21 protein-coding genes and 1 riboswitch are annotated in these 22,891 nt (G+C 42.0%); of the genes, 11 read left to right on the top strand and 10 right to left on the bottom strand.

Annotated features, from left to right (window positions below):
• Window positions 1–12 precede the first annotated feature (12 nt).
• Both LXF01_RS01225 and LXF01_RS01220 read right to left on the bottom strand, forming a co-directional pair.
• A complete protein-coding gene (locus tag LXF01_RS01225; protein ID WP_180024254.1) occupies window positions 13–219 on the bottom strand; it encodes a DUF1656 domain-containing protein in 207 nt (68 codons plus the stop codon).
• Complete coding sequence (locus LXF01_RS01220; protein WP_233944928.1) at window positions 212–2,311, bottom strand: FUSC family protein; 2,100 nt, start codon at window positions 2,309–2,311, stop codon at window positions 212–214. Before LXF01_RS01220 ends, LXF01_RS01225 begins: the two co-directional genes overlap by 8 nt.
• A 462-nt stretch (window positions 2,312–2,773) precedes the next feature.
• Between LXF01_RS01220 and LXF01_RS01215 the strand changes: the two genes are divergently transcribed.
• Window positions 2,774–3,550: an IclR family transcriptional regulator gene (locus LXF01_RS01215; protein WP_078189430.1), complete on the top strand. Its 777-nt coding sequence runs from the start codon at window positions 2,774–2,776 to the stop codon at window positions 3,548–3,550.
• A 230-nt stretch (window positions 3,551–3,780) separates the two neighbouring features.
• Here the strand turns inward: LXF01_RS01215 and LXF01_RS01210 are convergent, their stop codons facing one another.
• Complete coding sequence (locus LXF01_RS01210) at window positions 3,781–4,407, bottom strand: alpha-ketoglutarate-dependent dioxygenase AlkB family protein (protein WP_233944927.1); 627 nt, start codon at window positions 4,405–4,407, stop codon at window positions 3,781–3,783.
• A 172-nt stretch (window positions 4,408–4,579) separates the two neighbouring features.
• Here LXF01_RS01210 and LXF01_RS01205 point away from each other — a divergent pair, with 172 nt between their 5' ends.
• Complete coding sequence (locus LXF01_RS01205) at window positions 4,580–6,376, top strand: ABC transporter ATP-binding protein (RefSeq protein ID WP_233944926.1); 1,797 nt, start codon at window positions 4,580–4,582, stop codon at window positions 6,374–6,376.
• A 58-nt stretch (window positions 6,377–6,434) separates the two neighbouring features.
• On the opposite strand, the gene phoU is transcribed toward LXF01_RS01205, so the two are convergent.
• Together phoU and LXF01_RS01195 are read right to left on the bottom strand one after the other, a co-directional pair.
• The gene (gene phoU, locus LXF01_RS01200) at window positions 6,435–7,151 is read right to left on the bottom strand and encodes a phosphate signaling complex protein PhoU (RefSeq protein WP_078189433.1); all 717 of its coding nucleotides are present in this window, start codon (window positions 7,149–7,151) and stop codon (window positions 6,435–6,437) included.
• 83 nt (window positions 7,152–7,234) lie between these two features.
• Window positions 7,235–8,590, bottom strand: coding sequence for a TolC family outer membrane protein (locus LXF01_RS01195; protein WP_180116046.1), 1,356 nt, complete (start codon window positions 8,588–8,590; stop codon window positions 7,235–7,237).
• Window positions 8,591–8,904: 314 nt separating this feature from the next.
• On the opposite strand from LXF01_RS01195, the gene LXF01_RS01190 reads away from it, so the two are divergent.
• The 7 genes from LXF01_RS01190 to LXF01_RS01160 all read left to right on the top strand — a co-directional run bounded on the left by LXF01_RS01190 (window position 8,905) and on the right by LXF01_RS01160 (window position 15,648).
• A complete protein-coding gene (locus tag LXF01_RS01190) occupies window positions 8,905–9,891 on the top strand; it encodes a hypothetical protein (protein ID WP_180004716.1) in 987 nt (328 codons plus the stop codon).
• A gap of 102 nt (window positions 9,892–9,993) precedes the next feature.
• A riboswitch (TPP riboswitch) is annotated at window positions 9,994–10,120 on the top strand.
• 116 nt (window positions 10,121–10,236) lie between these two features.
• Complete coding sequence (thiC, locus tag LXF01_RS01185; RefSeq protein WP_078189435.1) at window positions 10,237–12,132, top strand: phosphomethylpyrimidine synthase ThiC; 1,896 nt, start codon at window positions 10,237–10,239, stop codon at window positions 12,130–12,132.
• Between the two features lie 76 nt (window positions 12,133–12,208).
• A complete protein-coding gene (locus LXF01_RS01180) occupies window positions 12,209–12,829 on the top strand; it encodes an NUDIX domain-containing protein (RefSeq protein ID WP_078192575.1) in 621 nt (206 codons plus the stop codon).
• 10 nt (window positions 12,830–12,839) lie between these two features.
• Entirely contained in the window at window positions 12,840–13,643 is an 804-nt protein-coding gene (cpdA, locus tag LXF01_RS01175) for a 3',5'-cyclic-AMP phosphodiesterase (protein ID WP_233944925.1), read from the top strand.
• Window positions 13,644–13,852: 209 nt separating this feature from the next.
• On the top strand, window positions 13,853–14,380 hold the full coding sequence (dksA, locus tag LXF01_RS01170; RefSeq protein WP_078189438.1) for an RNA polymerase-binding protein DksA: 528 nt from the start codon (window positions 13,853–13,855) through the stop codon (window positions 14,378–14,380).
• A gap of 4 nt (window positions 14,381–14,384) precedes the next feature.
• Window positions 14,385–15,302 carry a tRNA glutamyl-Q(34) synthetase GluQRS gene (gene gluQRS, locus LXF01_RS01165; protein ID WP_442781348.1) on the top strand — a complete coding sequence of 306 codons (918 nt, stop codon included), beginning with the start codon at window positions 14,385–14,387 and terminating at the stop codon, window positions 15,300–15,302.
• Between the two features lie 85 nt (window positions 15,303–15,387).
• Entirely contained in the window at window positions 15,388–15,648 is a 261-nt protein-coding gene (locus LXF01_RS01160; protein WP_233944924.1) for a zinc ribbon domain-containing protein, read from the top strand.
• On the opposite strand, the gene ftsW is transcribed toward LXF01_RS01160, so the two are convergent.
• The 5 genes from ftsW to LXF01_RS01135 all read right to left on the bottom strand — a co-directional run bounded on the left by ftsW (window position 15,637) and on the right by LXF01_RS01135 (window position 20,774).
• Window positions 15,637–16,833 (bottom strand): putative lipid II flippase FtsW, encoded by a 1,197-nt coding sequence (ftsW, locus tag LXF01_RS01155; RefSeq protein WP_111884862.1) that lies wholly within the window; start codon window positions 16,831–16,833, stop codon window positions 15,637–15,639. The two genes, LXF01_RS01160 and ftsW, sit on opposite strands and share 12 nt — an antisense overlap.
• A 21-nt stretch (window positions 16,834–16,854) precedes the next feature.
• Window positions 16,855–18,201, bottom strand: coding sequence for a UDP-N-acetylmuramoyl-L-alanine--D-glutamate ligase (gene murD, locus LXF01_RS01150; RefSeq protein ID WP_180122587.1), 1,347 nt, complete (start codon window positions 18,199–18,201; stop codon window positions 16,855–16,857).
• A 159-nt stretch (window positions 18,202–18,360) separates the two neighbouring features.
• Window positions 18,361–18,612, bottom strand: coding sequence for a DUF6587 family protein (locus LXF01_RS01145; RefSeq protein WP_233944923.1), 252 nt, complete (start codon window positions 18,610–18,612; stop codon window positions 18,361–18,363).
• Window positions 18,613–18,651: 39 nt separating this feature from the next.
• Window positions 18,652–20,514: a ferrous iron transport protein B gene (gene feoB / locus LXF01_RS01140; protein WP_233944922.1), complete on the bottom strand. Its 1,863-nt coding sequence runs from the start codon at window positions 20,512–20,514 to the stop codon at window positions 18,652–18,654.
• A complete protein-coding gene (locus tag LXF01_RS01135; protein ID WP_111884859.1) occupies window positions 20,511–20,774 on the bottom strand; it encodes a FeoA family protein in 264 nt (87 codons plus the stop codon). The genes feoB and LXF01_RS01135 overlap by 4 nt, the downstream gene beginning before the upstream one ends.
• Before the next feature lie 172 nt (window positions 20,775–20,946).
• On the opposite strand from LXF01_RS01135, the gene xerD reads away from it, so the two are divergent.
• Both xerD and LXF01_RS01125 read left to right on the top strand, forming a co-directional pair.
• The gene (gene xerD / locus LXF01_RS01130; protein ID WP_233944921.1) at window positions 20,947–21,864 is read left to right on the top strand and encodes a site-specific tyrosine recombinase XerD; all 918 of its coding nucleotides are present in this window, start codon (window positions 20,947–20,949) and stop codon (window positions 21,862–21,864) included.
• Window positions 21,865–21,960: 96 nt separating this feature from the next.
• Window positions 21,961–22,773: a DsbC family protein gene (locus tag LXF01_RS01125; RefSeq protein ID WP_078189446.1), complete on the top strand. Its 813-nt coding sequence runs from the start codon at window positions 21,961–21,963 to the stop codon at window positions 22,771–22,773.
• Window positions 22,774–22,891: the final 118 nt, after the last annotated feature.

Below are 22,891 nucleotides of genomic sequence, written 5' to 3'. Positions count from 1 at the left end.
TTTTTTAGGGGCTTAGAACTGGCAGAAAATAAAGATTTCATGCACCAGCCAAAGCAACATCACAAATACACCCAAATAAAAAATATTGGGCATCGGCACCCAATCTTGCGCCATCCATCGGTCAAGCAAACGCATGATGACCCGCAATAACAGATAGGCCAATACCGCTTGAATCAATAGAATGGGCACATAAATGCCATATACATTTAGCTCACCCATGTTGTGCCTCGACCTGTAAATGATTTGGAGTCTGCTGTGTTAGAACATGACACAAACTGCTTTGAATATTGTTCAGTGAATACTGAATTCGATGCATAACATCGTCGTTTTCAATACCCTGAACGGCCTGATTCAATCGTTGAATTCGCTCTACAATTTGCTGTTTCAAGCTCATATACACATTATTTTGCCCTTGTTCCATGGCACGAAAATAGTCATCTAAATCTTGTTGTAACTCTTCGAGTTCGCTGACTAGTGCATCATTCGGATCGAGTTTATTCATGAGTTCTTGCAAGCGGGTCAAATCAATCACCGCACTGGCTTCCACCAAAGCCCACTCGATCTGTTGTTTCAAGTTCCCTGATTGCACCATTTTGCTATTTAGGATGCCGATTCGGTCCAACATACTGCGTAAATGCACCCGAAACGGTAAGCCGTACGGCAGATATAAAGCCTGACGCAGTGCCTTGTAATGCTGTGAAAGTATGCGTTGGGCCGTCATATCTGGTGACATCGCACGCACTAAATGAATAATAAACACCGAAATAATGGGTCCCAAAACCGTCCCAATCGATGCATCAAAGAAAAACACCTGATCGAGGCTAAAGCGGTTTTGAATATTCAGTCCCATAATCGCCCCCATCAGTAATGGCAAGCTAATTCCAATCAAAGGTGGATGTAAAAATAGCATCAGACAGAACATCACAAACGGTGCTAACACCACGATCAACTGCCAAAAAGCGGTCACATGCGGGAAAATGCCATAGGCGTAGATAAACACCATGAAAGCCGCATACATATTGGCGCGAATAAACATTTTCAATGCAGGAACAGGGTTATCCATTGCCGTTAAAATACAGGCACTGATCGCAGCCATTTCAGCCATCATAAATCCAGCTTTCCAACCACTCACAATCCAAAAACCCGTAGAAATTAAAATAATCAGACACGCAGACACTCCGCCACGAATAGCAACCCCCGCATCTCGGTGCAAAGTCGGATAATGACTATTGCTCAAGGCGGTCAGTGTGGTTGGTAAAGTGGAGTCGCCTTGCTGTACCCGCTGCCAAAGCAAGCGAATCGCACGGATATTCTGAATAAAATGGCGAATATCCATTTTTAGACTACCCAAAATCACCTGCTGTGATGGCAATGCCTGTGTCTGAATGTGTTGAAAATCTTGCTCAAATTGTTCAGGTAATTGATTAAGTTCACTTTCCTCAATCTGATGTTGATCTAATAAAAACGCGGCAATATGTTCATGGGCTTGCTTGAGTGCCGTCCGATAATGTGTGTCCAGACCGTCTAATTGTTTCATCCGTTCAGACATGGCCACCAAGTTACTGACCAACAAACTCAACTGATGCAAGATTTCCTGCAACGGACGTGTCATGCCTTTTAAGGTGGATTTTTCATATGACAAATGCACCGCCATGACATGTATATCCGCGATATCTCGTGCAATATTGCCGAGATTTTTTGAATAATTTTCTAGTTCGGCAGGCTCTAATAAAATCTGATCAAAAATTTCTTTGGTATCGGCAAAGGTTTTGCTCACCCGTGTTTCGACTGCAGGACCAATATGCATTGGAAATAATGTCGTAGTCACGATGGCACTACATACCACACCCACCGTAATTTCGAGAAAACGCCCCAAGGCCATATCAAAAATCGAAGCGGTATCAATAAAATACACCACGTTAAAACAGATAATGACCGTGGTATAACCCGCCAACATGGAAACATAACTACGAGGCGTACGGTCTAGCAGTGACAAATACAAGCAAAACCCAACCCAAACAGCCAAAAAAACCGTAAACAGTACTGGCATATGAATAAGATGTGGCAGTGCCACCACTGACACAGCCGCCCCTAAGAATGTTCCTAATACACGATACAAACTTTTTGAAGACGTCATCCCTGAATATGGATTCGCGATCACGAAAACGGTGCCAATTGCCCAAATCGGATAAGCCAAATTCAGTACAAAGGCTACATACAATGCCAACATGCCCGCGATGAACGTTTTGGTCGCAAAAATCCAGTCCATTTTATTGGGCCGAAAAGCGAGTATTTGTTTCGTCAGCAGCATGATTGATCTCGTCGGTTTGCTTCTTTTTAGTGAAAACGGCCTCGTATCGAATGCTTAAACATTCGACAGCACAACCTGTATCACGGCACAGGAATGACTAGAAATTTCAATAAGTAAAGAAGCGATTCAAATCGTGTTTCAAACTATTTGAATACAAAAAGTAGTGTGCAACATTGCCTGCGCATCGAAAGAATGGGCAATATTTATTCAATATAAGATATTTTCACAACAATTTTGCTAAAAAACAAATTAAAGTCAATATCAATATCTTATTTTGATAATTTACCTATATTTTAAATGCGTATTTCAATTTTTTATTATGCTTTTATCAGAATAACCCAAGAAACCCTGTGATATTTCAGATTTGTTTCATTTCCAGTGTAGAAAAGCGCAACATCAGGCCGAGCAATTTGTTATAAAGTAACTTAACGATTCATTTTTATTGTGACCAAGCAGGTTCTTATGGCGCTTTCCAGTTTTGGTAAAATTCTCACCGTACTCGACTTATTTTCAGTTGCTCGTCCCATCATCAATGTCGACATTATTAGTGAAGAATTAGGCTTATCTAAACCAACGAGCTATCGCTATTTAAAAGAACTGGTTTCTGCTGAATTATTGCAGCGCCTCAGTGGGACTTCTGGCGATTACACACTGGGTTCAAAAATTGCTGTGCTTGATTTTATTTCTCGCACCACCGATCCATTGGTGCAAATTAGCATTCCCTTCATGAAAGAAATTGTGGAACGCACAGAGTCTTGTTGCTTATTGACGCATCTGAATATCGACTCATGTATTGATGTACATCATGAACTGTATAAAGACTATGCAGCCTTGGCTTATGGTCGAGGTAGCCCGCGTCCGATGTACAAAGGCTCATCGTCTAAAGTGATTTTGTCGCAGTTACCTAAGCAACGGATTTTAGATTATTACCACCGTTTTGCGGACGAGTTATCACAAGTTGGTTTTGCGCATAATGAAGAAGAATTTATGCAGCAAATGAAAAAGATTAAAAAGCAGGGTTACTATTTTTCCAATGGTGAAGTTGACCCGAATATGTCGAGCTTATCGATTCCGATTAAATTTTCCAGTAAAGAACCCCCGCTTGCTTTGACCCTATTGGCGTCTAAAAATCGTTTTGAATTTATGAATTTTCAAAAAGTCGTAGAAATGATGCAAGACTGTACAGCGCGTATTGAGAAAAAATACAGCAGTATGATGGAAGAATCGGACGCCATTTAAATCTGATCAGATTGCGCACAACTGATGCGATGTTGTAAAGATGATATTTAATTAATCTGATAAATTTATATTATTAATTGAATTTATTAATTATAAATATTAGATAAATTATCATAATATGATTATTGTTCTTTAGCAGTCATCTCAACCATGTGTTCCATGATTTCAGTTGATTGTCGCTATACTCTTCCTCAGAGAAAGAAAAAAGCTCATCTAGATATGGGCTTTTTTTACGGCTGTTGATCATAGAAATAACGAAAGGTTAAATTCACCCTCGGCTCGGTCACTTTCATCGACTTCATTAGGGCATGTTTCCAATACCGTTGGGTTTTCCCACGCATCACAATCAACTGTCCACTTTGCAGTAAAAGCTGTACTTTCTCTTGAGTGCTTTTATGTTTAAAGCAAAACTTTCGGCTTGCACCAAAACTCAAAGATGCGATCACCACCTGCTGTGTGGGTGAAAGCAAAGATGGCTCATCATCACTATGCCACCCCACCGCTTGCGTACCATTTTCGTATAAATTGGCCAAACAGGAATTAAACGTCTGACCCACCCGTTGCTCAATATATTTCTTTAAGCGCAGTAAAGCTGGATTCCAGATCAATGCCTGCTTTTGCATGCCTGAATAGTGATACTCATAATGAGCATCTCCATACCAAACCACTTTTCGTTCCGTTTGAAAATACTGTCCATGCAAAATGACTTCATCATGCTGCCAAGCCAAATGCGTGAGGAAATAGCGTAAATATTTTTCACTGTCTTCAGCATTGAAGATCAATCCATAATCTTCAACTTCACCATCATAGGGCAACAGATTTGCATGCGGTTCAGGCGTAAATAATTCAAAATTCATCGGTTCAACTCAACACTGTTTGGCACAGCAGCGTGATGCTGATGTCGTGAGCACATTTAAAAAATATCTTAGCCGAAAAACTCTCGTCACAAATCAAAACATTGTCATTACTTGTCGCATAGAATTTTCAGTCTTAGACTAAAGCTCATATTCACAATAAAAATAATTGCTTATGAACTTGTGGCAGCTTTTCCAAAAATTACGTCCATTCGTACAGCCATACCGCTGGCTGGTGGTCGTGACGCTGATCTTGACCTTAATTGGCTCACTCACGGCACAGGTGAATGCCCTGACACTCAAATATGCCGTAGACAGCATCAATCAGCTTTTACAGCAAGGCCTCGGTCTAGCCAATGGTTGGCATATATTAATCACCATCACCGTAGTTTTACTGGGAAAAGAAGTCATCAATGCCATCGTGCAATTTGGACAAAAATCGTTTGGTGAAAAATTACGTATTTTAATTTCTCAGGATTTGTCCCAAGGCATTATTGAAAAATTTATCACCTATCGATTGGCATTCTTCGATCAACAAGACAACCAAGCAGGCAAACTCCAAACTCGAATTGATCGGGGGGTTAGCTCGCTCACACGACTGGTTCAAATCTTTTTTATTGATATTTTACCGCTTTTTACCAGTGCGATTATTGCACTGGGCTTAATGTATTATGCCAATGTTTGGGTTGGCGTGGTGGCCACAATTATTGTGCCGATTTATTTTTGGCTGACCTTCAAACAATCACAAAAACTGGCAGGCAAACGCCGTGCCCTACGCGATAATTTTGAAAAGAAAAATCAGGGTATTCTGAGTATTATCAATTCGATAACGGTCATTAAATCTTTTAACAAAGAAGCCGTCGAATCGAAAAAGCAATTAAATCTGCAAAAGTCGCTGACTGAAAACCAGATGCAGACACGGCAAACCAGTTATATCTTTGACGGACTCAAAACCTTTATTGAACAGGTCGGTGTGGTACTGATCATCATTCTGACAGCCTATTTTGTTTTGGATGGGCAAATGAGTATCGGGATGATTATGTATCACGTGTTGTTATTTAATAATGTCTCTGCCCCGATTCGCTCGCTGCATCGTATCTATGATGAAATTAACTCTGCGATGATTTATTCGGAAAGCTTCTTTAACATCTTAGAAGCGGATCATGAAATTGAAACCAGTGGCACTGCTCAACCTCCGATTCAAGGTCAGTTTGAATTAAGCAATGTCGACTTTAGCTATCCCAATGGTTTTCAGGCACTGCACCGTATCAATCTGACCATCCAACCAAACAAAATTACCGCCTTGGTTGGTTTATCTGGGGCTGGTAAATCGACATTAATTAGCTTACTGGATAAGTTTTATCATCCTCAAGCGGGCAATATCAAACTCGATGGCATCGATTTAGAACAGATTGATACACAGTATTTACGTGAAAATATTGGTTTGGTATTGCAAAAAAATCATATTTTTCCAGGTTCAATTTTTGAAAATATTCGCTATGGCAAAAGTACAGCTACAGAGCAAGAAGTCTTCGATGCAGCACGGAAAGCCTCGATCCATGATCAGATCTTAAAACTACCACATGCCTATGAAGCAGATGCCTTACTGCTTTCAGGTGGACAGCAACAGCGCATTGCCTTGGCACGTATGTTCCTAAAAAATCCGCCGATTATTTTTTTGGATGAACCGACTGCAAGTTTAGATGCTATCGCGGCTGAACAAATTAAAAATAGTCTGGATCAAATTAAGCAAGGGCGTACCGTTATCATGATTTCGCATAGTTTGTCGCAAATTATCGATGCTGATTACACCTATGTGATGAAAGACGGACAAATCGTAGAACACGGGGAGCATCATGATTTGTACCATCAAGAAGGTGCTTATAAGCAAATCTTCGATGCGATGGCGAAAAGTTTAAATATTGACAAAATTGCCCGTACTTTTGAGGAAGACGAAGAAACACATAGTTAATTTTAGACCGAAAAAAGCCCATCGTTTGATGGGCTTCGTTCATATTTGTTTTATTCAATTAACGCTGAACTTTTTGCTCAATTTCTTCAACACTGGTGTGACGGACATCTAGACCTTTCACCATATAAATCACTTGTTCAGAGATATTTCGAGCATGGTCACCAATACGTTCAAGTGAACGCAGCACCCAAAGTACATTCATCACCCGAGTAATGTGCCGTGGATCTTCTATCATATACGTCATGAGGGTACGGGTTGCCGATTGGTACTCGCGGTCAATATCAGCATCGGCCAAAAGAACACGTAAAGCCTGATCTACATCCAAACGTGCAAAGGCATCGAGCGCATCATGAATCATCACCCGGACTTGGTTGCCAATATGCCGTGTTTCCATATAACCACGCGGTGAACCACCCTCTTCACACAAGCTTTGTGCAATACGGGCAATTTTTGCCGCTTCATCACCAATCCGTTCTAAATCGGTGTTGGCTTTCGACATCGCAATCACCATGCGTAGATCAATCGCAGCAGGATGACGGCGCGCCAAAATCAGGGTAAGCGCTTCATCAATTTCAGTTTCCATACGGTTCACCGTATTGTCTTGAAATTGAACATCGATCGCCATCGTTGCATCTGTATCCAATAAGGCATGAATGGCATTTGCAACCTGCTGCTCCACCAAACCACCCATGGTCATAAATTTGGTATGCACATCCTGCAACTCTTCATTGAATTGCGAAGAAATGTGATGGTTTAAAACAGGATTATTAGGCAAAGCGAGTCTCCACTACAACGTGAATCGGCAGATTTTAGTGCCATATTAAAGCATATTGATTGTGAAACTTTTATGACCATGGATTATTTCTTTAGTAGGATCGATGGCTGATTTTTCTGATCGACCAACCATGCATTCATTTCCACTAAATCAGCTTCCGTTAATTTCCCAACGGAGGCTTTGAGTTGTAATACATGTATTAAATAATCGTACTTGGAATTTAAATAATCTTGACGGGCTGAAAAGGCATTACGCTGTGCCAGTAGCACATCAACCATAGTTTTCAGACCTTCTTGGTACTGGGCTTGTGAGGCCAACGACACTTGCGCGGAAGAATCCATCGCGGCTTTACGTGCCTGTAATTTACTTTGATCCGTTTCGACTTGCATATATGATTTTTTTACATCGGTTTGTGCTTTTCGAATTGCTGCATCCACCTGTGCTTGGCTTTTTTCAACATTGATCGCCGCTTGCTTAATGGATTTCTGTGTCCGTCCGCCATTAAACACATTCCAGTTCATTTCAATCCCCACCTGATCAAATTGACCATCTTGCGACATGATGGATTGTGGACTTTGCTTGTTATAACCATAGGTCCCTACCGCTTCAATCTGAGGATATAAGGCAGCTTTTTCGACGCGTTTGCCATCTTCCGCATAACGTTGTTGCATACGCGCTTGTAAAATGCCTAAGTTCTGCTCCTGAGCCAGTTCTTCCCACGCTTGTACATTGTTTGGAATCGGTTTTTCAAACTGAAAATCTTCACGTAACACCGCCAAATTTTCTCGATATGGCCCAATCAACTGTTGTAATTGTTCCTGCGCCAAAACCAATTGAACATTGGTCGCCATGCGGTTGGCCCGAGCATTTTGATATTGAGCATTGGCTTCACTGACATCACTTTTTGCCACCAAACCTTCTTTTAATTTAGCATTCATCATGCGCAGCTGTTCAGATAGCGCCTGTTCTTCTTGTAAGTTGGCAACCGTCAATGCTTGCTGACGTAGGACATTAAAATAAGCTTCAGAGACATTTAAAATATGATCTTGTTTTTGAATCCGCAGATTGATTTCACTTAAATTAATCGAGGTCTTGACTTGCTTCAGCCCTTCCCATGCATCCCAACGAAAAATGGGCTGACGAGCAGTAAGCGCAATTTGTCTTGTTGTGGTGCTGTCTGGCATGATCAGCCCGGCTTGAGCGCCGCTTTGGTTGGAATTTTGATTTTTTCGGGTCACATTTCCGGAGATTGTTACCGTCGGGAGTAAGTTCCCATTGGCAATCCCCAAATTCAATTTATCCGCTTCATATTGTAGTTTATTGGCTTGCCAATTGGGGTCTTCTTGTTTTGCACGTTCATAAGCTTGCACAAGATCTAGCGCACACGCCCATTGACTCGTGAAAAGCAAACAAAGACCCACCACAACTTTTTTGTTCATTTTTTTTGTAAATTCCTAATATTCAAATACCCGAGATTGAATATTCAAGCCTAAAACTAAGCAGATACTAATCATATCCTTGCAAATTTCCGTATGATTTTTATTAATTTTTTATATCAAATGCGACAAAACCGGATAATTTCAGTCGTTTTCAGACACTACTCACAACGCTATAACAAAGAACTGTACAATAGTACACATATTGCACGTGTTTCATCTATAAAATAGTCGACATTCTATCGGACAATACCACTTCTATAGCGCATCGAGTTCCTGTGTCAAAATTTTTTCAGCTGCCTGCAAAGTTTAGTGCAATGTTTTTATGTTTCAGTATGTTGAATGGATGCCAACAACAGCCTGAACCTCAACCTGCACCAGAGTTTCCCAACAATAAGACTGTTCAAAAAGAAGCAGTCGATTTGTCTTTGCTGTGCAAAAAACTTGAAAAAAACATGCTGGAAATAGACGATCAACGAACAACTTTCGCTTTAGAACAAATCAACCAAGATCTCAAAGTCTGCTTACCGCTATTAAAAGCGGACGAACAAAAAAAATTACTGCGTTTGTCCAATCAAATGTATCGCAACTTTTTACATGTTGAACGTACAGCTCAACAGCAAATGGCGTTCGAACAATTTGCCTTTGATATGGCTCAGCATCCCACCATTCAACAAAATCATTATGAGCAGCTCACTGCCCGAGATCAGTATTTACTGAAACATAAAGGCCAAGCTTATGTGGAGTTGTTCGATGCAGGTGAAGGACAATTACGCTATCGCCGCAGTCCTGAATATTTAGCCAAAATTTTTGCGCCTTATATGGAAGAATCTGAGCAGGTCTTCATTGAAAAACTGGCTGAACAAAATGCACAACCCGCCTTGCTGCAACAAAGTTTAGCCATTGAGCCGCAAGAGATTGCGACACGTGCAATTTTTTGGGAAGACTATCTCAAACAATATCCAGATAGCCCCTACAAAAAAGATGCACAACAATTGCTATATCAATATAGCCAGTTGTTATTTATTGGTTCGGCACACAGTCCAGTTTCCAATGATTTTTCAGACCGCCTCAGTATTCAAGCCAGTTCTTTAGAAGAAATTGAACGCTTGGCTCAATTAAAAAACTCCAAATTGGCAGATCAGGCGCGTTTATTTTTAAAATTATTAGATCAAAATACTGCTGCATCTAATCAGCGATCAGAAGCACAGCTGTTGAATTTAATTGGTGTCCGCAATCCTGATCCGCATTATAAGAAAGACTGTTTTAGTGACGCCATCTGTGTAAATCAGTCCTCTACTTAGCCAATGCAAGTTCAATTGCACACGGGCCTAGCCAAAATTCTGCACTTGAAAATCGATGAAAAATAACACTGTTTTAAAACAGCCTTCATGCTAATATCCGCACAAAGCTTGACGGAGCGCAGGTAATTTCCTGCTGAGATCATCTAAATTTAGTTCGCTAAATTTAAGGATGAGTACCGTTGAACCTGATCAGGTTAATACCTGCGTAGGAATCAAGCCATCTAAAAACTTAAGCCCTTCTTATCTCTTGGTTTTACGCCTTTATTTTCAGGTGAATCCATCAGATAAACTGCCACGTTTTTGGTCGTGCTTGATTCGTTGATGTCATTCATAAGGATCATTGCAATGAACCAATTAACGAATCTCACCGCTTCAGATCGCGCTGCTCAACATGAACAAGATGCTAAAGATCTCACTCGTATTCTCCCCGCGTCAAAGAAAGTCTATATCCAAGGCTCACGTCCTGATATTCGCGTACCAATGCGTGAGATCAGCCTTACAGATACGCCTACAGGTCTGGGTGGAGAAAAAAATCTACCCATTATGGTCTATGACACCTCTGGTGCTTATACCGACCCCAATATTCAAATTGACCTGAATCAAGGTCTACCTAATGTCCGTGAATCTTGGATTGAGTCACGAAATGATACGGAAATACTCGATACCTTAACTTCAAAATTTGGACAAGAGCGTCTTCGAGATATTCGTACTGCAGAGATTCGTTTTGCGCATATTTCAAAACCCCGTCGCGCTCGTCGTGGACACAATGTGTCTCAAATGCACTATGCCAAACAAGGTATCATCACCCCTGAAATGGAATACATTGCGATTCGTGAAAATCAGCGCCAGCGTGAAGGTGTTGATATGCGCCAACATGCCGGTCAAAATTTTGGCGCACGCAATTTAACTGAAATCACCCCAGAATTTGTACGTCAAGAAGTGGCTGAAGGTCGTGCCATTATCCCTGCCAACATTAACCACCCTGAATGTGAACCGATGATTATTGGTCGTAACTTTTTGGTGAAAATCAATGCCAACATTGGTAACTCAGCACTTGGTTCAAGCATCGATGAAGAAGTGGCAAAAATGACTTGGGCAACTCGTTGGGGCGCTGACACCATCATGGATTTATCGACAGGTAAAAATATCCATGAGACCCGCGAATGGATTATTCGCAACTCACCTGTACCGATTGGCACCGTGCCGATTTACCAAGCTTTAGAAAAAGTTGACGGTGTCGCAGAGGACTTAACCTGGGAAATTTTCAAAGACACACTGATTGAACAAGCCGAGCAAGGTGTCGATTACTTTACGATTCACGCAGGCGTGCTGCTTCGTTATGTTCCACTCACCGCCAACCGTTTAACTGGTATTGTGTCACGTGGCGGATCCATCATGGCGCAGTGGTGCTTAGCGCATCATGAAGAAAACTTCCTGTATACGCATTTTGATGAAATCTGCGAAATCATGAAAGCCTATGATGTGTCATTCAGTTTAGGTGATGGTTTACGTCCGGGGTGTATTCAAGATGCCAACGATGAAGCTCAATTTAGTGAATTACGCACCTTAGGTGAATTGACTCACCGGGCATGGGAACATGATGTACAAGTCATGATTGAAGGCCCAGGCCATGTCCCAATGCACATGATCAAAGAAAATATGGATCTACAACTCGAGGTTTGCAAAGAAGCGCCTTTCTATACGCTTGGGCCGCTCACCACCGATATTGCCCCGGGCTATGACCACATTACCTCTGCGATTGGTGCGGCAATGATTGGTTGGTACGGCACCGCGATGCTGTGTTATGTGACCCCGAAAGAGCACCTTGGTCTACCAGATAAAAAAGACGTCAAAGATGGCATTATCACCTACAAAATTGCAGCCCATGCCGCAGACCTTGCTAAAGGTCATCCTGGTGCGCAGGCCCGTGATAATGCATTATCGAAAGCACGCTTTGAATTCCGCTGGGAAGACCAATTTAATCTGAGCTTAGACCCTGATACAGCACGCAGCATGCATGATGAAACTATGCCGAAAGAAGCACATAAATCGGCCCATTTTTGTTCAATGTGTGGACCTAAATTTTGCTCGATGAAAATCACACAAAATGTGAGAGATTATGCAAAAAATCAGCAAGATATGCAGCTTTCTTCAGAATCTAATCCTGAAATTGAGACAGGTTTACAAAGCATGAAAGCGGCCTATCATGAACATGGTCAAAAGTTGTACCATAAAGTGTAAAGCTTAAAAAAAATCTTTTGTATTCAACAAAATCTCGGTTAGGATGAAATGGAAGATTTCATCCTAATTAGCGCTTATGAATATTATTAAACAGGCCACATATAACAAAAAAGATTACAGCATTGAAGGGCGTGAACATCTTTATAAAGGCTTTATTCAAGTTGAAAAAGTTCAGCTTCGACACCGCTTATTCCATCAAGACAGCATGATTCCAACCATTCAGCGTGAATTGATTCATCGTCCTGAAGCAGCAGGTGTGCTGATCTATAGTCATCAACAACAAAAATTTGCCTTAATTGAACAATTCCGCATTGGGGCGATTGATGATGAAACTTCGCCATGGCAACTAGAGATTATTGCCGGCGTGCTCGATGGTGATGAATCTGCTGAAAGCTGCATCCGCCGTGAAAGTTTGGAAGAATCAGGCTGTGAATTAGATGCACTACAGCATTTATTTAGTTTTTATCCCTCTGCGGGTGCCTGCGCGGAATTATTCCACCTTTATAGTGCTGAAGCTGAACTTCCTGAACATGGCGGAGTCTTTGGCATGCCTGATGAAGGAGAGAATATTCAATTGCATATCTTAGATTATGCTGATATTCCTGAATTATTAACCAATGGTCGGCTAAAAAATGCACCTGTCATTATGGCCTTGCAATGGTTACAACAACAAATACATACTACAAGGAATGTCTAAGGGGAAGGACATGACTTTAAGGGATACACCACAATACGACTGGACACTGATCCAGATCTCGGACACACATTTAATGGATCAGGAAGATCTTGAATTTGTCCGCATGAATCCAGAGCAAAGTTTTCACGATGTGATTCAACAAATTCAGTTGAACCATCATCACATCGATACGCTTGTCCATACTGGCGATCTTGCACAAGTGCCGGTAGAGCGTACCTATGCGCGTTATCTCGAATATATGCAACAGCAGCCGTTTCCGTTTTATCAGATTCCGGGGAACCATGACGAAGCGTCTTGCTTCCCATTTCATCAACAGGAAGATCGTGCTCACTGCATCGCATTAGGCAATTGGTGTCTGATTTTACTGAACAGTGCGGTTAAAGGAAAAGTGGATGGTTGGGTATCACAACAGCAGTTGGAACAATTAGATCAGTTACTCACAGCACACCAACAGCAACACATCATTGTGGCATGCCACCACCACCCTTTTGCCATGCAATCGCATTGGATAGATCAGCATAAACTAAAGAACGCTGAACATCTCATAGATGTGCTTTCACGCCATGACAATGTCAAAATTGTACTATGCGGACACGTACATCAAGACTCGTCTAATCAATGGCGCAATATTCAGTTTTTATCGACGCCTTCGACCAGTGTTCAGTTCAAACCACATAGTGAAAATTTTGCCTTAGATGAGGCTTTACCAGGGTATCGTGCACTCTATCTGAATGATAATGGTGAATTTAAAACTGAAGTTGTTCGGGTCAAATTGAAACAACCTCAAATTAATGTTGAAATTTCAGGTTATTAACTTTTCAATTTGATTTTTTTGCTTTACTTTATGGCTTCTAAAGGAAAAGTGATAGTTAGAATCCAAACATCAAAGACTATCAATAAGCAGAAAAAGTCTATATGATGACGACCCCCACAGAAGGAAACTCTGTGTTGGGTGGATAAAAAACTTGCATATCACCATATTTTTTGCGTATAGATATATGCATATGATGAGGAATGCCCTACATGGCGAATGACAACCAAAATCAAGTCTTAGACGAACAAACTGATGTAGTAGACGAAAAGTCTACCAAACGCGTGCGCAAATCAAAGCCAAAGGCGACTGAAGGTGGTTCTACTGCAAGCTTATTTGGTATTGAACCTTATCAGCCTAAAAAGAATGAAGAATACATGTCTGAAGGGCAACTTGAGCATTTCCGCCACATCTTATTGGCGTGGAAAGCTGAGTTAATGTCAGAAGTAGACCGTACTTTGAATACCATGCAAGACGAAAATACTGCGCTTCCAGATGTGAACGACCGTGCAACGCAAGAAGAAGAATTTGCGATTGAACTTCGTACACGTGACCGTGAACGTAAACTGATCCGTAAAATTGAACAATCAATTGAAGCGATCAAAAATGACGACTACGGCTTCTGTGAAACGTGTGGTATCGAAATTGGCTTACGTCGCCTAGAAGCACGTCCAACAGCAACTTTATGTATCGACTGCAAAACACTTGCAGAAATCAAAGAGAAGCAAAATAACGGTTAATTCTGTGTTGAGTAATTCCTCTCTAGCCCTCCCTTTAAAAAAGGGAGGGAAAGTTGCAGAGCATTACGTGGGTCGGTTTGCGCCATCGCCAACCGGCCCTTTGCATTTTGGCTCTTTAATTACAGCAGTCGCAAGCTACTGCGATGCCCGTGCCCATCAGGGGCAATGGGTCGTTCGTATCGAAGATACCGACATTCCACGTATATTCCCCGGCAGCGAAGAACACATTTTACGTTGTATTGATGCATTTCAATTCGAACCAGATACCGAGATCATTTTCCAAAAAGACCGCCTCGAAATCTATGAGCAAGTCATTGCGCATTTGCATGCCCAAGACTTGGTCTATGCTTGTCAATGCACCCGAAAAATGCTCGGTTCGAATCATATCTATCAAGGTACATGTCGTAATCTTGGCCTTCCTCTTCAGGATCAGGCCATTCGAATTAAAGTCGATGCTCAGAACATTTGTTTTACCGACCGCTTACAAGGGACGCATTGCTCCAATCTGCAACAGGATTTGGGGGACTTTGTCTTAAAACGCCGTGACGGCATTATCAATTATCAACTTGCTGTCGTGGTGGATGACTACCTACAAGGGATGACCCATGTCGTACGTGGGGCTGATCTTTTGGACAATACCGAACGTCAAATTTGGCTCGGACAGGTTTTGGGTTATCCGCGCCTTGAATACATGCACTTGCCATTGGCAATGAATAATCAGGGACAAAAGCTGTCAAAACAGAATATGGCTCAAGCTCTTGATTTAAGCCAAGCGGCACCTTTATTACAACAAGCATTGCAAGCCCTACACCAACCGCCAGTCGACTTGGATACGCCGCGTATTATGCTACAACAGGCGATTGCGCAGTGGGATATTCAACAAATTCCCCATGGCACAGCATTGCCTCAAATCTATCAATAAACCCACATCCCTATCTGAGCCAATCACTCGATATTCAATTGAATTATGCTTTAATAAAGTGATCAATCGACCATTGGAGAGCCTAATGTTTTTTATTTTTGGAGTTGGTCCGAAAACCAAAGTCATTGAAAAGAGCCAATTTACTTGCCCTGTCTGCCGCAGCAGAACTCAGTATGAGTTGAAACAGCAACGTAATTATTTTTCTTTATTTTTTATTCCATTGATTCCACTATCTAAAGCCAAGGCGAGCTTTGTCAAATGTCTCCATTGTGGAACGGAGATGCCGGCGAGTGTACTGCACCATGCATCTCCCGATCCGCAACGAGATACGAATTTAGAAGCTTGATTCTTCTTTACTTGGGTTTACTTCTTTGGTCGTCGCATCGATCTTTAAGATCAGACTCACCATAACCGCACAGATAATCAAAGAAGACCCCCCATAACTAATAAACGGTAAGGTCAAACCTTTGGTAGGAAGCATGCCCATGTTCATGCCGGCATTCACCAAAATTTGCAGCAAGAAGATAATACTAATGCCATAAGCCAAGTAGCCTGCACGTAAATACTGATGACGCAAGGCACGATGACCAATGCGAATACAGCAGACCAACATCACAAATGATAGCGTCAATACGGTCAAAATTCCAAAGAAGCCAAATTCTTCACCCAAAACCGCCAACATGAAGTCGGTATGTGCCTCAGGTAAATACGACATTTTTTGAATACTATGACCCAAGCCGACACCAAACCATTCACCGCGACCAAAAGCCATTAATGCATTGGACAACTGATAGCCTGCGCCTAATGGATCATTCCATGGATTTGAGAAGGACATCAAACGTTCTAAACGATAAGGTTCAAATAAAATCAAGAACACAAAGGCCATGATGATCGCACCAAAGGCAATTGCGAACTGAATCAACGGTGCACCTGCGAGGAAGAATACCCCTAGCATGGTTAAGGCAATCACCACCGTCGCCCCTAAATCGGGCTCTGCCATGACTAAACCGACGGTTGCAGCCATAATCACTGCCAATCGTACCAAGCCCTTGATGTTATTGCGGACTTCTTCAGCACGTCGTACCACATAGTCCGCGGTAAATATCGCCATCATGACTTTGGCGACTTCCGAAGCCTGTAAGGTGAAACCAGCAATACGAATCCAACGTTTAGAACCATTGACCTCTGTCCCGACAGCCAATACAGCAGCCAGTAAGATAATCGTGATAATCCATAAAAAGAAGGTGTTATTAAACCAAACATTCAACGGCACTTTATAGGCGATATAGGCAGCGGCGGCGGCGGCGGCAATCGAAATCCCATGTCGTGAAATGTAATGGAAGGCATTTTCATGCATGCGTTCTGCATAGGGCATAGATGCAGATGCTACCATGATCGAACCAATACACAACAATGCCAAAACACAGAACACCAAAACATTGCGCACGTTGACCTCGGCAGGTAACCGAGGAAGCCAACGCTCTACAACTTCATTTATTCTATTTATGGTCGTCTGAGCCAACCCAGCCATACAACTTTCCTTATCGTTCTTTTAAACGAGTGCATTCACACAATCAACAAATTGGTGTCCACGCTCACTGTAGCCTTTAAACATATCAAAACTTGCGCACGCTGGAGACAATAAGACCACATCATTGGCTACCGCATTTTGTTGGCACAGCTCAACCGCTTGTTTCAAACTTTCAGCATGAATCAGCGTGGTTGTCCCTTCAACCGCTTTTTCAATAATTGGACGATCTTCACCAATCAACACCGCAACTTTGGCATATTTTGAAAGTGAATCACGCAGCGCAGTAAAGTCCTGCCCTTTGCCTTGACCACCTAAAATAATCGCCACTTTACCGCCTTTGGCTTCAATCGCAGCACCTAGACCATCAATCGCAGCTAAAGTCGCACCAATATTGGTACCTTTAGAGTCGTTATAATAACGAACACCATGCACTTCTTTGACAAATTCACAGCGGTGCTCTAAACCTTTAAAGGTTTTCAAAGTTTCCAACATGCCTTCTAGTGGCAAACCAATCGCTTCACCCAAAGCCAAACATGCCAAGGCGTTTGCCACATTATGAGTCCCTTGGATATACATGTCCGCACTTTTCAGTAAACGCTCACGACCACGTGCCAACCAAATTGTGCCATCAGTATCGCGTAAAATACCGAATTGATTCATATCCGGTGCATTTAGGCCAAAGCTTTGCATTGGGGTGACATCTGGAACCAATGGACGTGTTAATGAGTCATCACGGTTATACACCACTTTTTTCACCGCTTGGAAAATACGATGCTTCGCAGTGTGATAGCCCATCATATCGCCATGACGGTCCAAATGGTCTTCACTCATGTTTAACACAACAGCAACCTCTGCAGCCAAGTTCGACGTGGTTTCTAATTGAAAACTTGAAAGCTCTAAAACATAAAGTTCAGGATCATCTTTGGTGAGATCCAAAGCCGGACGACCCAAGTTTCCACCCACTGCCACTTTTTTGCCTGCATCTGCTGCCATGAGACCAAATAAAGTCGTTACGGTACTTTTCGCATTCGAACCTGTAATCGCGACAATTGGCTTATCTGTCGCACGACGTAAAATTTGAATTTCTGAAACCACAGGAATGTTGGCTGCAATGGCCGCCTGAATTTGTGGTAATTTTGGATCTAGCCCTGGACTGATTATAATTTCTTCTGCTTGAAGTAATAAATCTTGATCCAACTGACCGAAACTAGTTTGTACATCACTTGGAATTTGATCATGACCCGGTGGAACTGCTCGTGAATCGGTGACTGCAACGCGGTAGCCATGGCTATGTAAGAAATTCACTGCGGAAACACCAGAAATCCCTAATCCGGCAACAACCTTCAATCCACCACGCTGTATTAACATTTTCGCCCCATTTTTTGGTCGGTTTTTAAATCTGACAAAATGTTAGCACTTTGCTGTTTTGAATGCTTTTTATGTTTTCACTTTCTCGCAGTTTTTTTGTGTCCGCTCGTAAAAAAACCGCCCATCTTGGGCGGTTTCTTCAAGCAATTGACGGTGAATTTATTTCCATTTCACCGCTTGTACTTCAGCTTTTTTTGCAGATGAATTATCCGAAGCTGAACATCCACAACCGCCTGCACAGCCTGCGGCCATTTTTGGCTTTAACCATTTGGCTAAACTGCTCCAACCACGGTTTGCACAGTGCTCAGATAAAGTTGTGAAGACTGAGTTCGATGTTTTTGGAAATACCTTCTTAAACACCACGACAGCACTCCAAATCACCAATACCGCAATAATTATTGATTCAAGCATGTCTCTCTCCTTTGTTCAGCTTTTGCCATTCAAGATTCACTATCCAAAATAGCGTGTTGCAATTTGATACGTGATGAATGCCATTAGATAAGCCAAACCAAATAAATAGATAGTCATGAAACTCACCGTTTTCAAGGAGCCAGTTTCACGTTTAACTGTCGCCAGTGTCGCCAAGCAATGTGGCGCATAAATAAACCATACCAATAATGATAGACCGGTTGCCAATGACCAACCCAATGACCCATCGCTACTAATTAAATTTGCCAGACCTTGAGACATGGCATCTTCATCTGTTGCAGACAAGGCATACACCGTACCCAATGCCGCCACAACGACTTCACGTGCCGCCATCGCTGGAATTAAGGCAATACAAATCTGCCAGTTAAAACCTAATGGTGCAAAGATCGGTTGTAGCACATGCCCAAGCATACCTGCCAATGAATAATCAATATCCGGCAAAGTTGCGCCTTCTGGCGGTTGCGGGAAAGTACACAAGAACCATAACAAAATCGATAAAGCGAAGATGATGCCACCGACACGTTTCAAGAAAATCTTGGCACGGTCCAGTAAACCAATCCAAACACTCTTAATATCTGGGAAACGGTAGCTTGGAAGTTCCATCAATAAGGCATGCTGTGATTTATCTTTTTGGAAGAATTTCAGCACTGTTGCCACAATTAAGGCACTCACAATCCCTGCTGCATATAATGCAAATAGCACCAAGCCTTGTAAGTTAAAGACGCCCCAGACCATTTGCTGTGGAATAAATGCTGAGATCAGCAAGGCATAAACCGGTAAACGTGCCGAACAGGTCATCAATGGCGCAACTAAAATCGTTACCAGACGATCTCGGGGGTCTTGAATACTCCGAGTTGCCATGATGCCCGGTACAGCACAGGCAAAGCTCGACAGCAAAGGAATAAAAGCACGTCCACTCAAACCCGCTTTAAACATCAGCTTATCTAGCAAGAATGCTGCACGTGGTAAATAACCTGATTCTTCTAAAACCAAAATAAAGAAGAATAAAATTAAAATCTGCGGCAAGAACACCACTACACCGCCTGCACCAGCAATGATCCCATCAACCACCAAGCTGTTCAGGAGTGGATGTGAAATGTGTTCACCGACTAATTCACCGAACCAACCGAAGAAGGTTTCAATACCATCCATAAACGGCGCAGCCCACGCAAACACCGCTTGGAAGATAATAAACATCATCACTGCTAAGGTAATTAAACCAAAGACTGGATGTAGAAAAATTTTATCGAGAAAGTCTGAGCGTTTATCTTCATGATCAACAAACACCACCACGTCTTTTAAAATTTGTTCAATTTTTTCGTGGTTAGTCCCAGAAAGATTGGTATCACTTAATGATTCATCTGGTTTTCTGAAACCTTCAGCATCCAAAGCACCCATTAAGTTTTCAATACCCGCATTACGTACAGCAACGGTTTCTACGACAGGCACACCCAAACGCTGAGACAGCTTTTGGGTATTGATTTGCATGCCACGACGACGTGCTTCATCCATCATGTTGAGGACAAGTAAAATTGGACGACCCAAATCGATCATTTCCATGACCAAACCGAGGTGCAATTTTAAGTTTGTCGCATCAACTACACATAAAAAGACATCTTGATGCCCTTCTTCTGCAATTTTACCTTGCACGACATCACGCGTAATCGCTTCATCAGGACTCGTCGCGTCTAAGCTATACGTCCCCGGCAAATCCAAAACTCGAACAGATTTACCCGATGGCAACGTAAATTGACCAACCTTGCGCTCAACCGTTACCCCAGCATAGTTCGCAACTTTCTGACGTGTACCCGTTAAATGATTGAATAATGAAGTTTTACCACAGTTTGGATTACCAACGAGGGCAATACGTAACGCATCACTCATGCTGATGCCCCTTCCATTGCTATTTCCACTTTTTCAGCTTCTATTTTTCGCAGTGCGAAACGAGTAAACCCAACTTGAATTAAAATCGGGTCACCACCAAAAATACCTTTGGTAATCACCTGTACTTTTGTTCCGGGAACAAAACCCAAAGTCTCTAAACGGCTAGCGACTAAATCAGCCGGAGCATTGTTGCCATTCTGGTTACGATGTACCTTATGAATGACTGCGCTTTGTTTCACTTTCAAATCAGATAATCGCACGCAACTAACCCTAAAAAATTTTGAACATTATACAAACAAATGAGAATAATTAACAAATCGGATTCGATTTCAATTCTCATTTAACAATTTAGCATCGACACGACTATTTTTTTAAATTACATTGCATTAAACCATTGTGATTTCTTGGTTTAATTTCGAAAATGAGCGGCACATGTTAAATAAAAAACCACGTATTCCAACCCCAGTCCAAATTCCAGAATCACTCAGTTTTTTACACGGATATCGTGATCATTTAATAGCTCAAACCGTCAGTCCACACACTCGAAATGCATATTTATCTGATTTAATTCAATGCAGTGAATGTCATACGCATGTCATGACTGATTGGAGCAGTGACGACATTTCAGATGTCTTGCTTAGCCTGACTAAACAAGGAAAAAGTCCACGCTCGATCGCCCGCTCACTTTCTGCACTGCGTTCATTTTTCAAGTTCTTACGCGAACAAAAAATACGCAGCGACAATCCTGTTGCAATCCACAAAACACCCAAATTGGGTCGTGCCCTACCAAAGGACTTATCCGAAGCAGATGTCGAAGCCCTGATCAATGCCCCAGACCTCAGCACCGCTTTGGGTCTACGTGATCGTGCCATGCTCGAAGTGCTGTATGCCTGTGGTTTACGTGTCTCTGAGTTATTAAATTTAAGATTAGAACTGATCAATCTTAAACAAGGCTATTTACGAATTACCGGTAAAGGCAATAAAGAACGCTTAGTCCCTTTAGGACAAATGGCGGTGGAATGGATCGAGAAGTATTTAGCTGAAGCACGTCCCGTCTTATACAAAAGTGCAACCGATGCTTTATTTCTCACTCAACTTGGTGGAATGATGAGTCGCCAAAACTTTTGGTACGCGATTAAACGCTATGCGCTCATTGCAGGCATTCAAGCCGAATTATCACCACATACCTTACGCCACGCCTTTGCCACGCATTTGCTCAACCACGGTGCCGACTTACGTGTCGTGCAGATGCTGCTCGGCCACAGTGACTTATCCACCACACAAATTTATACCCATGTTGCGCAGGTTCGTATGCAAAAATTACATGCAGACTATCATCCGAGAGCTTAACGGCAGGAAATATCAGACCAAGAAGTTCTATCGTGCCCGATATTTTTTGCTATGCTTACTCACCTGTTTGATAAAGCTAAAAGAAAAGGGTTGTTTATGTTATTTACCCGTTCAAAAATTTTTCTCGCATCGACACTTGTTGCCAGTATGGCGTTAGTGGCTTGTTCTAATTCAAATAATGACGAAAAGAAAGATGCGACATTAACGGCAAGTACGCCTGCAACTGGTGAAGCTTCGAATTTATCTGAACGTAATGCTCAGCAGCGTTTAATTGATACTTTGCAATCCAATCTGCAAAAAGCCAATATCAATGCCAAAGTCACTGGGGTGAAAGCGACTGAAGTTCCTAATTTGTTTTGGGTAAGCTTTGAAGGCATGCCTGCGGTCTATGCTACAGCTGATGGTAAATACATTTTCCAAGGCGACGTGGTTCGTTTAGGTGAAAAACAACTCTTTAATGTAGGCGATACACTACAAGCAGAGGCCAACAAAAAATTATTTGATCAATTAAAAACTGAAGACCTACTGATTTATAAAGCCAAAGGTAAAACCAAACACGTGGTTTATGTGTTTACCGATGTCAGCTGTCCTTATTGCCACAAATTACATGAACAAATGGATGATATTAATGCCCGTGGCATTGAAGTCCGTTACATCGCTTGGCCACGTGGTGAACAACACATGCCAATGATGGAAACTATCTGGTGTAGCAAAGACCGTCGTGCCGCATTTGATAAAGCCATTGCCGGTGAGCAAATCGAGCCAGCATCATGTAAAAACCCAGTGCGCAGCATGTATGAAATGGGGCTAAATATTGGTGTGAATGGTACGCCAGCGATCTATAACGCAGAAGGCAAACACATCGGTGCTTACATGTCGGCTTCCGAACTTGAAAGTGCGCTTAAATAACTAATTTTTATAGGCTAAATGAATGTTTTTTATGGGTGGGAATAAAGTGATTTCTACCCTAGAGTCCGAACGTTTTTTTAGCTATGATCTAAACTCACTTAAAGCAATGATGAAATAA

Origin of the sequence: Acinetobacter sp. SH20PTE14 (assembly GCF_021391555.1) — a bacterium.
GTDB classification, from domain to species: Bacteria; Pseudomonadota; Gammaproteobacteria; order Pseudomonadales; family Moraxellaceae; genus Acinetobacter; species Acinetobacter amyesii.
This window is presented reverse-complemented; position numbering and strand designations above follow the sequence as displayed.